This window comes from Sphingomonas agri (genome assembly GCF_038148795.1).
Lineage (GTDB): Bacteria > Pseudomonadota > Alphaproteobacteria > Sphingomonadales > Sphingomonadaceae > Sphingomicrobium > Sphingomicrobium agri.
Genome location: NZ_JBAPEU010000001.1, coordinates 988,916 through 1,001,816, shown reverse-complemented (window position 1 = coordinate 1,001,816; position 12,901 = coordinate 988,916). Strand labels below are relative to the sequence as shown.

10 protein-coding genes are annotated in these 12,901 nt (G+C 59.7%); 4 read left to right on the top strand and 6 right to left on the bottom strand.

Annotation, left to right across the window (positions count from 1 at the left end):
• Positions 1-169 precede the first annotated feature (169 nt).
• Positions 170-751, top strand: coding sequence for a PEPxxWA-CTERM sorting domain-containing protein (locus tag V8192_RS04975; protein WP_341631940.1), 582 nt, complete (start codon positions 170-172; stop codon positions 749-751).
• Positions 752-966: 215 nt separating this feature from the next.
• On the opposite strand, the gene V8192_RS04970 is transcribed toward V8192_RS04975, so the two are convergent.
• The gene (locus tag V8192_RS04970; protein ID WP_341631939.1) at positions 967-2,898 is read right to left on the bottom strand and encodes a TIR domain-containing protein; all 1,932 of its coding nucleotides are present in this window, start codon (positions 2,896-2,898) and stop codon (positions 967-969) included.
• 183 nt (positions 2,899-3,081) lie between these two features.
• A complete protein-coding gene (locus tag V8192_RS04965) occupies positions 3,082-4,107 on the bottom strand; it encodes a class I SAM-dependent methyltransferase (RefSeq protein WP_341631938.1) in 1,026 nt (341 codons plus the stop codon).
• Positions 4,108-4,268: 161 nt separating this feature from the next.
• On the opposite strand from V8192_RS04965, the gene V8192_RS04960 reads away from it, so the two are divergent.
• Entirely contained in the window at positions 4,269-5,036 is a 768-nt protein-coding gene (locus V8192_RS04960; protein ID WP_341631937.1) for a hypothetical protein, read from the top strand.
• Between the two features lie 332 nt (positions 5,037-5,368).
• On the opposite strand, the gene V8192_RS04955 is transcribed toward V8192_RS04960, so the two are convergent.
• From V8192_RS04955 to V8192_RS04945, 3 genes are all read right to left on the bottom strand, one after another.
• Positions 5,369-5,803 carry a BrnA antitoxin family protein gene (locus V8192_RS04955; protein ID WP_341631936.1) on the bottom strand — a complete coding sequence of 145 codons (435 nt, stop codon included), beginning with the start codon at positions 5,801-5,803 and terminating at the stop codon, positions 5,369-5,371.
• The gene (locus tag V8192_RS04950; protein WP_341631935.1) at positions 5,796-6,053 is read right to left on the bottom strand and encodes a BrnT family toxin; all 258 of its coding nucleotides are present in this window, start codon (positions 6,051-6,053) and stop codon (positions 5,796-5,798) included. The genes V8192_RS04955 and V8192_RS04950 overlap by 8 nt, the downstream gene beginning before the upstream one ends.
• A gap of 129 nt (positions 6,054-6,182) precedes the next feature.
• Positions 6,183-7,877, bottom strand: a complete 1,695-nt coding sequence (locus tag V8192_RS04945) for a putative glycosyltransferase family protein (RefSeq protein ID WP_341631934.1) — start codon at positions 7,875-7,877, stop codon at positions 6,183-6,185.
• Between the two features lie 255 nt (positions 7,878-8,132).
• Between V8192_RS04945 and V8192_RS04940 the strand changes: the two genes are divergently transcribed.
• Both V8192_RS04940 and V8192_RS04935 read left to right on the top strand, forming a co-directional pair.
• Positions 8,133-8,303, top strand: a complete 171-nt coding sequence (locus V8192_RS04940; RefSeq protein ID WP_341631933.1) for a hypothetical protein — start codon at positions 8,133-8,135, stop codon at positions 8,301-8,303.
• Positions 8,304-8,674: 371 nt separating this feature from the next.
• Positions 8,675-10,609 (top strand): TIR domain-containing protein, encoded by a 1,935-nt coding sequence (locus V8192_RS04935; protein ID WP_341631932.1) that lies wholly within the window; start codon positions 8,675-8,677, stop codon positions 10,607-10,609.
• A 334-nt stretch (positions 10,610-10,943) separates the two neighbouring features.
• Here the strand turns inward: V8192_RS04935 and V8192_RS04930 are convergent, their stop codons facing one another.
• Entirely contained in the window at positions 10,944-12,869 is a 1,926-nt protein-coding gene (locus tag V8192_RS04930) for a YadA-like family protein (RefSeq protein WP_341631931.1), read from the bottom strand.
• Positions 12,870-12,901: the final 32 nt, after the last annotated feature.

Genomic DNA, 12,901 nt, shown 5'->3' with positions numbered 1-12,901 from the left:
ATTATGGTTAACAAAGAGTTTACAACACTTCGGCCGAGTCGGTTAACCGGCTGAAAAAGCGGCAAAGTCCTCGTTGCTGATGAGCAACAAGGACATGTGGCAAGGGCGCGCCGGTCACCCTATTCGAAGTGCTGGCAAACCCCCTTCAGAGTAACGGAAGGGAACAGTTATGCGACGCCTCCTAATGATGGCACTGGTTGGTGCAGCTGCTACCGCGGTTCCGAGCGTTCCCGCACAAGCGACAATCACACTGGTGGGAACATTCAGCGGCAACCAGTGCACCGGCGGACCTATCACCACCTGTTACGCGGCCGGCTTCACCGCGATGAGCGGTACGCTCACTCAAGTAGGACCTAACGGAACTCCGGTCCCCGGTTCTCCGGGGATACTCGGGCTTGACGGGACGGGCAGCACAACCGGTTTCACCGACAGCCTTTCTGGCGAGATCTTGACCTACAATTACACTGGCTCGGAAATCGCCCACTTCTTCGGGATTTTCAACGGCGGCTCCGGGTTGAACTGCACTGAGTGCCACAACACTTACCAGCTCTTCTATAACCCGGACGGGTTCACATCTGGCACGTTCGACCTGAGCCTATATTTTAACAATCCCGGCATTTCGCACGTTGATCTCTTCGACAGCGGATCGGTTCCTGAGCCCGCGACCTGGGCACTGATGCTTGTCGGCTTCGGCGGCATCGGCATGGCCATTCGTCGCCGCCGGAAACAAGGGCTGCTGCAGATCGCTTGATCGCAACTGCCGGTCGCTGTTCGCGCTAAGCGAGGCATAACCGGCTGGGAGTTGCCCCCTGAGCCTCTTAGGTCTCGTTTAGGAGGGGTCCGCTGGTTTCAGCGGACCCCCTCTTCCGTTCGAGCATTCAGCGAGGCGCCATCGACCGCTCAACGGGAAAAGATTGCAAGCAGTGGAGCGGTTGTGTCAGCTTTCCATCCAAAGCTGCCCGATCATTACGACGCCTGAGAGCTAGCGCGGACCTTCGCGGCCTGGGCCTTGCAGTCGTATCCGAGCCCCGGATCCGAACAGAAGTCTGGCCAGTGGCCGGAGTCCTGCCAGTAGCTCATCAGGCCGAGGCGCTCGGCGATCGTCATGAAACGCGGGTCACTTCGCGCTCTGGCGAGCCAAGGCCGGAAGAGCACGTAGGTGTTAGTCTTCAAGGCGGTTTCGACTGGCGCGGCAGCAAGAAGATCATAGATCTCTTTGACGCGATTCATCTCTCCCAGCCCCTGGATGCCAAAGGATAGACGGTCGCTGTCGCCGCGGCTCTTGGAGAGAAAATCCATGAATTGCGCCACGTTCGCATCGGTCGGGTTCTTTCGTGCGGCCACATACAGAGCCATTCCCGGAAGTTCGTAATCGCCATTTTCGTGCAGCACCTTTTCGAAATCGCCATACCTAAGATCAATAGTGCCCTTCGCCTGCCTAACAGTGTCCGTCCCAGGCCAGAGCTGTTCCGCGCGCGTCAAGGCTGCCCTCGCTTCTCCGGTGCGTCCGGCATAGGCCAGCCCCCTGATCAGGAATGACTGGGTAACGGGGGATAGAGGATCAAGCTGCGCGGCGCGCTGAAGATCATCGAGTGAATCTGCGATCCGTCCGACGGACACCATGAGAAGCGAGTGCTCCGTCAGCACGTCGGGATTGTCAGGATCTTGCGCCTTTGCCTTGTCGAGCAGGGCGATGCCATCCGAGAAGCCTGGATTGGAAGCCGCCCGGTACTCGGCCACGGTAGCTTCTGCCATGTCAGGAAAGAGCTTGCGCGCACGAATGAGGTCTAGACGAAGAGCCCGCTTCGTATCGGCTGCGTTGACATTATCCGGGAAACTCGCAGCGCCGATTTCAGCCATCAATAACTTCGCCCAGGCTGGCCGAAAGTTGGGCGCTGCCTCGGTCACATGACGCAAGGGCTGGATCAGTGACCGCGTATCCCAGTTGATATCCGCAAATGCGGCGCAGGCGTCGAGGTACGCCTGGCGCATGTCGCTCGGAAGGCGACCGTATTTGCCCGAGGACTCCTGAAGAGCACAGCGTAAGACACCGGCTGCTGCGTACGCAATTTGTTGACGGCGATCTGCAGCGTCGGTCTTGGGATCGTCGAATTGCTTCGACCAAAGCACCTCATCTTTGGCATTAGAAAGCACCAGGTTGGCGCCCTCGCCAGTCGCGAGCGCCGCGGTTTGAAAGATGAGATCCGGTCTCTCCGACTTTCTGGAGTTGGGATTTGCTAATTGCATTGAGTTCGAGAGTACTGAACGAAGCGAGCCCAGCTGGACGGCGAGGTCGCGCGCGAGGGCTTGCGATGCGGCATCCTGAGCAGAAGCACGAACGGCCACAACCGCAGGTCCCGGCCGGTTCCAGGGCCGCCAGAATGCCAGCGAGAGGCCGAATACCACGACCAAGACGGCGACAGTGACTGCGATGAGCCAAGATTGCCGCAGATCGATATGGTGCCCCGCTGTAGGCGGAGGGTGGGCCTCTAAGTTTCTTTTGTCTTTGTTTGACTCGAAGGCCCCGATGGCTGCCAGAAGCGTTTGAAACTCGATCGCTCTTCCGCTTCCGGTCCATCTCGAAAAGTTCAATGTCTGAAATTGGCGGAAGCCCAAAGGCGGCGAGGTGCCGTCAAGCGAGAGCGGAATCAGACGCCCACTGTCTCGTCCCGCGGCAGCTTCGTCCCGAACCCACGCGGAATCGACGGAACTCTTGGACCAAAGCACGACCACGACGTCGGCAGCTTGGAGAGCATCCTCGATGGCCTTCGAGAATTGCGCTCCACCTCGCACATGCAGGTCCCACCAAACGGAATGGCCGGCCTTTTCCATGGCCCTTGCCATGCGTCGTGCTTTACCGTCGTCGTAGCGATTATAGCTCAAGAAGACGCTTGCCATCGGCAGCTCCCGCGCGGTTCAAGCTGCGCTAAAACAGCATCGCACACAAGGTTGTCTGACGCCCAGATCAACCTCGGTATTAGGTCCGCTTTCCACGCAAACGGGCCGTTACTCGAACGTCTGCTTTCGACCCAAAGCAGACATTGACCGGCACACGATCTGACCCAGATCGTAATCGCAATGCTATTTGTAAGCGACCGCGGCGCTGGCCGGGCCGGCAAGTGGGATAATCTCGCAGCGACTAAAGCCAGCCTCTTGGCACCACGTGGCGAACTGCGCGCCCGTAAAGTCGAAAGCCTCACCAAACTCTATGAGCATATTCAGGGACATCATTAGGCCGAAGGCATTTTTGCAACGCTCGTTGTCGATGATGTTCTCGATTGCGACAAAAGCTCCGCCTGGTGGCAAGGCACGGAAGGCTTTGGCGATCAGCATTTTCTTATTTTCGAGGTTCCAATCATGTAGGATCATTCCCATCGTGATGATGTCTGCTTTGGGGAACTCATCAGCGAAAAAGTCGATCGTCTGGGCTGTCACTCGACCATCGAGATTTTGCGCGCGCACCCGGCGTTCCGCAATCGGCTGAACTTCGGGAAGATCGCAACTCTGGCAGCGCAGATGCGGATGGCGCGCGGCGACAATCGTCGACAACTGGCCCGTCGCGCCGCCAATGTCTGCCAAGGTCTTGTAGTTGGAGAAGTCAAACTTTTCAGCGAAGGCGATGAAATTACCCATCGAGATACCGCTCATTGCCTCCATGAACTGCTCCAGACGCGCAGGATCGGCGTATACGGCTTCAAACATCGACTTGCCGGTTTCTTTGATCTCGTTCTGTGGCAGCCCGGTCTGGAGCGCTGTCGTGAGGTCGGCCCAGAACCGGTACAGACGTGCATTTGCCATCTCGAGGATTCCGCCAAGGTATTGGGGGCTAGACTTGACGAGGAACAGAGCTGTCGCCGGCGTATTGGCATAGCGCGCGGTCTCGCCAGAGCCTTCTCGTTCCAGCAGTCCAAGGGCAACGAGCGTATCCAGAAAATCGAAGGTGGCGCGGGGATGCAGACCCAAGGTTCTCTGGAGTTCCGGCCCGGATTTTGGACTGTCTGCGAGCTGTGAGAAGACTGCAAGCTCTACAGCGCTGAGCAATGTTTTTGAGGCCCAAAAACCAAAGCCAATCTGCAGAATATGATCCGGGGATATGTGATTTTTCATTGCTTGACCTCCGCTGAGGCTCTGCCGACACGAGCGCTTACCACAGTAGTCCAGGAGTGTACGCTTTCGACCCATTCCTGCCATTAGCGAAGCATCGGTTTTCGACCCATTGCAGACACTAGCGAAGGAAGCGATGATCCGGGGTTAGAAGGGGCAGCTCGATGATTTTCAAGCGCGCCGTGGCCAGACTTCGGGCGCAGGATTGGCTGGCGATTGCGATCGAACTCGCGATCGTCATCATCGGCGTGTTCATCGGCATTTGGGTCGCCAACTGGAACCAAGAACGATCAGAGCGCAACGAGACCCGGCAAACTTTGCTCCAGCTAGAGCCTGAGCTCGACCAGCTCGAAGCCTTTTCAAGCAGCGCCCGGCATTATTACGCAAGCGCCGGCCGTTATGCCGAAGTCGCGTTTGCCGGATGGCGTCGCGACCCGAAGGTCAGCGACGCGGATTTCGTTATCGCCGCTTACCAAGCGAGCCAAATTCTCGGGTTCAACAATAATGGCGCGAGCTGGGCTTTGGTGTTCGGCGCAAGCGATTTGCGCAAGATTCCGGATCCGCAGATCCGCCAGACACTCACTCGGCTGATGACCTTCGATTATAGTACCATCAACACTCGCGCGATGGAGACGCGGTATCGCGACCATGTGCGCGAGATGATCCCGGACTCGATTCAGCAGGACATCCGCAAGAATTGCGGCGACATCATCAAAAGAGACGGCGTCACCGTGGTCCTCCCCGCGACCTGCCCGATCGCAATCGAGCCCGTCCTGGCCACGAGAACCGCTGAGAGGCTGCGCGCCGACCCGTCGCTCGAACGTGAGCTGAGCCAACACCGATCGACCGTCGACGTCTATCTTACCCGCCTCGAGCTGTTCGACCTCCTCGACCGGAGGCTGGCCGAGCGTATCAAGCTGCTCGACCGCTAGTGTGGCAATCTTCGACCCAAAGCTGACGCTAGGGAACTCCGCTGCCAGTGGGCTTTTTGAAAGGCGCTCGATCATAAGCTTCTTTCGACCCCTGCCAGCATCCGCCCTCCCGGCACGGTAACTGCCGATCGATCGTGTCACGGGTGTGTCTGGCAAAAGCACAATCTGGCGCCGGTCCCGGGTCGAAGACCATGAACGGCATAGGGTTCATGACAGCCACCGTTCGGGCGTACCGACCGAGTGTCTGCTCATCTAGCGGATAACCATTCCAGACATTAGCCGCTTAGGTCTGCTTTCGACCCATTCCTGCCATTAGCGGGGTTCGATATACTTCAGGCGCGCTTTTTGTGGTTGTTTCGATGGGGCTCGTTACTAGTGCGAACAGCTTCGTGAGGACTCGCCCGCGGAGTTTTGCGCCGGCTATCGCCCTTAGTGCTCTCGACGATCGCGGCCCCAAGGTCCGCCATGGATACAGTGCGATTTCGCGTGAAGGCGGCGCGAAGGACATCATCAACTCTCGCCTGCCAACCAGAACCCGTCTCTCGCGCTGCTGACAGGACGTCTTGCGACAGGCGCAAGGTCACCTGCTTCTTGCGCTCGTCATCCGGCTTCGGTGGGCGCCCGCGCTTGCGCACAAGGCTACTCGCGATCGAGCGTCCATGGATTTCAGACGCCGGGCGAGCACGCGCGAAGTCCCCGGTCGTCCACTCTGGATTGTCGAGATCTTCCTTCCTCGCTTTGCGATCGATCAGCTTCTTGTCACTCATAGCGACTCACCTCCTTCTCGTGCGCACGGCGAAAGCTGATTAGCCGCAAATTGCCCCCGCGGATCGTGTAAGCGATTGAATGGGCTTCCCCATCAATCCGTCCAAACGCACGAAAGCGCACCTCGCCATAATCCTTACGGCTATCGATCAACACTACCGGCTCGGCGTCGAATCCTTCGAAGCTCTCGAACCACAAACCGTGCTTAGCAAAATTCGCCTCGTTCTTCGCTTCATCCCACTCTGTGGGCATGGATTTATGTAACTCCAATAAATGAACGATTCAAGTTATTTTATGGAGCTACAAAAAATAAAGCACGAACAAAGTTAGCGACCTGGAGGCGCGCGACACCCAATGTCAGCTTACCACCCAAAGCTGCCATTAGCGGAGGGTCTGCATCGACCCATTGCGAAGATTAGAGCTCCTGCTCTCAATCCGGGCCGGCCGCAGTTTCGGACCGTTCCGCATTCGAAGAGTTGCGAGCGTCAGCATGAGACAGGCGGTTGCCGCCAAGGTGATCAGCTCACCGGCTCTCTCGTAGGGCGCCGGGCCGACCTTGAGGCGGAAGCTGGACGCTCCAGCCGGAACCACGAAGGTTACGACCCTCATGCGACGTTCCGGCGTAATCGGCACCACCTGGCCCCGCCCGTCGTGAAGCTGCCAATGAGGAAAATAGGATCGTCGGAGTGTCAGTCGTGTCGGGGCGGGGCTGTCGACCTTAACGGCCAAACCCCCGTCTTTGCCTTCAGAGACCGCTAGTCGCGCCCCATTTTCAGCTGCAGCGACGAATGGCAGTCTCGGCAGTCCGATACGGACATCATCCGGGCCTTGTCCTTGTTCGATCCGAGTTCCAGCTGGCAGATATTCTGGTGCGTCGAGAAACCCAGAGCGAATTTCGGCCGCGATTTGTGGTCGGTGATCCCAGGTTCGCCCGATCATGTGCGAAGCGATGAAGCCGAGCACGGCGTAAGCGAAGCCAAGGGTCGCCAAGCCGGCGAGGACTAGAATGTTCCTTGGCTTGCTCACTCCCATGGGCAGCATAGTCACCACGGCAAATTCGACGATGAACAGCATGCGCCACGGAAACTGAACGAACCTCAATCCGGGAAGCTTCCAGATGCATGGAACTAGGCCGGCGATCACCGCGACAAGGATCAGTGTTAGGCCTGCCCAAAAGAACGGTTCCCGATGCGCGCGGCCGAAGCGAGCCCCCACTATCGTGGCCCCGGCGAGCAACGATGCAGCGACGCAGATCGGGACGATGAGATACATCCGTCCCGCCATCGTTCCAGCATGTAGGTGCCAGAAGAACCAGTTCTCGGGCCGGTAGAAGCTCCCGCTCAGCGCCTGGGATGAAACATAAGGGAGCAGCATTATCGCCGGCACGAGATAGATCGCAGCAAGCGATAGCCCCAGAATGCCACCGATGAGCGCCTGAGTGACAAACCGGAAAGGTGAAGCGCTTCTTCCCGCAACAAACAGGACATAGGCTGGAATCAGGAACACACTGGCGAGCAACGCGGCTGGCAAATTCGACAACAGCAATGCGCAATAGCCAATCGCCAATACTGGCAGATATGCGGTTCGATTATCGCCCAGTCGCGCAAGTGCGAGCATGATGACCGGCACAGATGCATAGGCGCTGGCCTCCGCCAACGCTCCGCGCCCGTAAAGATCGTAGAGATGATAGGGTGCAAGCATGTAGGCGATCGCACCTACGCTTGCGCGTCGCGAGCTCACTTTGGTGAGCAGCCAGCAGCGCATTGAAAGGCCCGATGCGATAAGAATGACAAGCGAAGCAAACGGAACAAAGCGCTCCGCAGGAAGCGTGCCGCCGGTTGCACTATCGACGACCGCTGTTACCCAGAAGAATAAAGGAGGATAGAAGTAAAAGTTGGGGCTTCCGAGCCCGTGCCACGACGACGGAAGCCACCGCGGATACAAAAGACCTCCGCGAAAGAGCTCCGCGAACTGTTGTGGCCACAACAAATTGAAACGAAAATTGTCGGTGACGGTCAGGCCAGTCACGAGTTCGGGCGAGAGGATTGCTAACGCGGCAGCGATGACAATGGCCAAGTCGCGCAGCGGTGGACGAGCTGCGGCTCGACCAGCCGTAGACAGTGAAGGCACGCGACAGGCTCCGTAACGCAATTCTGAGCAAATGACTGCGTTAATGCCTTAGTCTAAAATATCAATGAAAGCCCGGAGGTCCGATGTCTGCTCTCCACCCCTTGAAGACATTCGCGGACTTCCACCCAAACTGGTCATTCTGCATTGCTGTCGGGTAACATTGGTGCTTGGGTCGGGGCCGCTGGGACTCGGGAGGGCTATGTGAAACTGTACCGCATCAACAAGCTCACTCGGCCGGGGGGTGCTGTCGTCAAAAAGAAAGACGTACTCGCTGCATCGGACAGGGAGGCGGTGCAAAGAGCTGCCGATAGTGAAGACTGCCCGATCTGCGACGTGCTCAAGGACGGGCAGACTGTGGGATCGATAATCTAGGCATCATCGTCGTCGCATTCTTGGCGGTGACGTCGCAGCATCGCATCGGATTCTCCGACAAGACGCTCAGTCTCCGCGATGCTTTTCCGAAGGATATCCTGGCTTGCCTCGATCTCTGCCGTGTGCTGCTCTCGCCGCTCAGCGCGCTTTTTGGGGTCCGACACAGCGCGTCAACAGTCCTCGTGCAGCTTCGGACCCATGATCTCCAAATATGTTCCATTCGGCTTGGAGGGCGGATGTCTGCTTTCGACCCATTCCGGCCATTAGCCGTGACTGATTGGTGCGTGTAGGTTGCTCTACTGGCACTTGGTCTTGGATTAGTTGCCCACGCAGCAGTTTAAGGGCAGCATTGCCTTCCCGGGGGGCTGCGCATGGCCAACTTGTTCCTGAGTTACGACCGTGACGACAGCGCGCAAGCCCGCCCCTTAGCCGCAGCGCTCGAAAAGGCGGGCCATTCCGTTTGGTGGGACAAGCACATCGGCGGAGGTTCCCAATTTGCCAAGGAAATCGAGCAGGCGCTCGACAAGGCCGATGCTGTCGTGGTCCTGTGGACGAATTCGTCGGTCGAAAGCCCTTGGGTACGCGACGAGGCTGGCTCGGGCCGCGACAAAGGCCGCCTAGTGCCCCTGTCGCTTGGCGGTACCCGGCCGCCGCTCGGCTTTCGCCAGTTCCAATCGATCGACCTTGGGCGCTGGTCGGGGCGCGGCAAAGCCCCTCGCCTCGCCGACATCCTCGACGCGATCGAGCGCCAAACGAAAGAGCCGGGCATTCCAGCGGCAGTCCGAACTCTTCCCGTGCGGCGGCGCAGCGGACGGGCGCTCAACACATCCGCAATCATTGGTGTCGCCGTCGGACTGTTTCTCGTCAGCGTCGGGTTACTTATTGGTCACCCTTGGGAGCGGACATCCGCGGCCGTCCCAACCGTATCGATTAGCACCGCAGACAGTTCGGCGGCCTCGCGAGCCCTGGCACAGTCCGTCTCGTCGAAGCTGGGCGAGCTTGACGATGCGGGCTCCGGCAAGTGGCAACTTGTTGCCGGCGGTGACGCCGCGCAGCGAACCGACCTAATAATCCAGCTCGCGGATGCGAGTTCAGCTAGCCAGGTCAAAGCGACGCTCAGGCTCCTCGACGGCAAGGACAGCAGCGTGTTGTGGCTCCGTGGCTTCGACTTTCCCCGACGGCCCACGACGGATATTCAGCAGCAAGCGTCCCTGACCGCCGCGCGCGCCATCACTTGCGCCGGCGAAGGGCTGAAGCCTGGCGGCGGCAAGGCCCTTCGGCGAGAGACGTTGAAACTGTATATAACGGGCTGTTCCCAAACTGGACCAGACGAAGGAACGTCGGTGGGCCTGCGCCAAGTGGTCAAAGACGCGCCGGAGTTCAAACGTGGCTGGGCAAATTTGCTGCTCGCCGAAAGTGCTGATCCGTCCGCCTTGCAGGATCTCACGAGCGCGAGACGGCGGCAACTACAACAAGACATCAAACGGGCGCGGCAGCTCGATCCGAAGATGCCCGAAATCGCGATCGCCCAATCGCAACTGCTGCCGACACGGGAGTATGGCGAGGTGCTCCAACTCCTCGATGAAGCTCACGCCAACAATCCGGAGAGCGCCCCGGTCTTGGACTATCGCTCGTCGGAACTGGCGACCGTCGGTCGACTGGACGAGGCCATTGCCGATGCGCAGCAAGCTACCCAGTTGGACCCTACGTCCCCCTTTGCCCTCGGAAATTACGTTTTGGCCCTCGCTTATTCTGGCCGCATCGAGGCTGCCCGGGAGCAATTGCAGCGCGCGGAGAGTCTATGGGCCGGTACTGGAATGCTGAAGGACATAGGGGACCGTTTTCAGCTACGGTTCGGCGATCCCAAGGCGCTGCTGAACACGGAAGACTTCAAGAAAAGCCCCCCGATTGCGCAGTTGTATTATCTCGCGCGGGCAGACCCGACAACGACCAGCATCGATCGGTTCATCGATGCACTCGACAGACTGCACAAGCGGCGGGGCGTTCACGGTGAGGATGTGGCGGGCCACGCCCAAGCTTACGGCGAACTTCATCGGGAAAATGGAATCTATGACATGATTGCCCAGGTCGCGCCTGGCGAAGACATCAGTATGCTCGCGGGGGTGGTATTTCGCCCTGCCCTGCGCAAATTCCGGCAGGATCCGCGGTTCATGGCCGTTGCGAAGCGGATGGGGCTCGTGGACTACTGGACCAAGAGCGGGCACTGGCCGGACTTCTGCTTCAAGGATCCCGACCAGCCTTACGATTGCAAGAAGGAAGCGGCGAAGCTGTCAGCCTCCACATGATTGGTCGCCAGGCTAGGCTCAGCAGCAGCATCCTGCTCACCCTATCGATTGGGGATTATCTGCTGTCCGGCGCTTTGTCCTTCATTTTGCCGCACTGAACCGAGGCTCGGTTCTATGTCCGCTTTTCCAGCCAAAGCGGACCCACGCAATGGCAGCTTTCGATCCATTCCCGCCATTGGCGGTGAGCCAAGAATCCCGCCGGCTTTGATTACCGACGGGGTTCCCGGGGGACGGCTTGAAACAAAGGAAACCCCGCCGGCGAGGGGGTACTGCTGCCGGCGGGGCCTCCACAAGATCCCGCCGGAGAGGAACAACCGGCGAGATCCTTTCGGGATTACTTGAACGCGAACTGGAAGCCGGCGCGCGCACCGAGCTTCTGGCTGTCAAAGCCGTACGAAACGCCGGCCGACACCTGCGACATCTCACCCACGGCCGCAGAAATGGCCGTGGCCAGCGCCATCTTATTCTTGAAGTAACCAACGCCGCCCGAGATCGCGTAACGCGCTCCCGAGGGGATCGCCGGAGTTTCCATCGCCATCGCCATTGCGACGCCCTCGTCGGCCTGGCGGATGTCTTTTTGGTTCTGCTTGCTCAAGTCGAACAGCAGACCGATCTGCCCTTCCGCGGTTGCGAACGAGTTCTGCAGGGCGCCGATGCTTGCCAGGCTGATATTGCCGCGGCCAAGAACACCATTCGCGTCCATCGTTGCAAGATTGGTCGAAGCGGTGTCCTGTGCCGCGGTGCTGGCGGCGGCGTCGCCGATGCGAACCGAGCTTCCACCACCGCCAAGCGTCACCTGGTTGGCAGCGGTGGTGTTCGCTCCGGCGCCGACCGCAGTTGAACCGACGAACGTGGCATTGGCCTGGGCACCGAGCGCGGTCGCACCGGCGGCGGTGGCATGGGAATTTTGGCCCATAGCAGTCGCGTTCACTGAGTTGGCCACCGAGCTGTTGCCGAGCGCGGTAGAGTTCAACCCGGTCGCCTGAGCAAGGTTGCCGAGCCCGACCGATGCGTTGCCGGTCGCCTGCGTCTGGTTTCCGACCGCGACCGACTGTGTGCCAAGCGCATCCGCTCTCCAGCCGAACGCCTGCGCTCCTGCACCTGAGGCGATCGACTCCCCGCCGACGGCGGTAGAGTGGAATGCCGTCGCCTGTGCCTGATCGCCAAGGGCAACCGAATCCTCGTTGGTGGCCTGCGTATTGTCGCCGAGCGCGATCGAGGTCAGGCCGGAAGCAACGGCATTAATGCCGAACGCGGATGAGCTTGCGCCCGAAGCTTTCGCGTTCTGTCCCGCGGCAGTCGCATTGACGCCGGAAGCGAGTGCGGAGTCGCCGATCGCTGTAGAAGCATCGCCGGTCGCCTGAGCACCAGTCCCAACGGCAGTGGTGTGGGCGCCGCTGGCAACCGAGAGCCGTCCAAGAGCACTAGCATTTGTTCCAGACGCGAGGGCGCCGTTGCCTAGCGCGGAAGCGTTCACACCCGAGGCGACTGTCTGGTTACCTACAGCAACGGACTGCGAACCGAGCGCGTCCGCTCTCCAGCCGAATGCCTGCGAACCGGCACCCGACGCGATCGATTCTCCACCGATTGCTGTGGAGTGAAAGGCGGTTGCCTTCGCTTGGTCACCGACAGCGACCGAGTCTTCGTTGGTGGCAACGGTGTTGTCACCAACGGCAACGGACGTCAGACCGGAAGCGTTCGCGTTGATGCCAACGGCCGTCGAATTATCCCCGGAGGCCGCTGAGCTGACACCCACCGACGTGCTACCAATGGCGGTTGCGTTCGACGAAGCGCCGAGCGCCGTCGAGCTGTCGCCGGATGCAGCCGAGTTGGCGCCGAGTACCGTCGATGACGAGCCCGATGCGTCAGCGGATCTTCCGACAGCAGTCGATTCATCGCCCTTCGCAGCGGAATTCTCGCCGACAACGGTGCTGTCCAGGCCTGCGGCATCGGAATTCGCGCCGACGACTGTCGTATTGTCCTGGGATGCTACGGAACCGTCGCCAACAGCGGTGGATGAAGAGCCCGCCGAAGCCGAGTTGGCCCCGAGCGCGGTCGAAGCATCGCCGCTTGCATTGGCAGTGTCACCCGCCGCCGTAGCGCCGGCTCCGCCCGCCGCTGAATTAACGCCGCATTCGGTCGAGTTGGCTCCTGCGCCCACGACACAAGTCGCGGTAGGGCCGGCGGTGGCTGGCGAGGCAGCCGCCAGAGCGAAGGCGCTTGCGGTGGCGAGCAATGAAAGATTGAATTTGGACGGCATTGGGATTCTCCAGGAGGACGAGGGAATACGCG

Coding starts and splice junctions, on each gene's coding strand:
- V8192_RS04930 (WP_341631931.1), bottom strand. CDS start 12,869: ATGCCGTCCAAATTCAATCTTTCATTGCTCGCCACCGCAAGCGCCTTC.
- V8192_RS04935 (WP_341631932.1), top strand. CDS start 8,675: ATGGCCAACTTGTTCCTGAGTTACGACCGTGACGACAGCGCGCAAGCC.
- V8192_RS04950 (WP_341631935.1), bottom strand. CDS start 6,053: ATGCCCACAGAGTGGGATGAAGCGAAGAACGAGGCGAATTTTGCTAAG.
- V8192_RS04960 (WP_341631937.1), top strand. CDS start 4,269: ATGATTTTCAAGCGCGCCGTGGCCAGACTTCGGGCGCAGGATTGGCTG.
- V8192_RS04970 (WP_341631939.1), bottom strand. CDS start 2,898: ATGGCAAGCGTCTTCTTGAGCTATAATCGCTACGACGACGGTAAAGCA.
- V8192_RS04975 (WP_341631940.1), top strand. CDS start 170: ATGCGACGCCTCCTAATGATGGCACTGGTTGGTGCAGCTGCTACCGCG.
- V8192_RS04965 (WP_341631938.1), bottom strand. CDS start 4,107: ATGAAAAATCACATATCCCCGGATCATATTCTGCAGATTGGCTTTGGT.
- V8192_RS04955 (WP_341631936.1), bottom strand. CDS start 5,803: ATGAGTGACAAGAAGCTGATCGATCGCAAAGCGAGGAAGGAAGATCTC.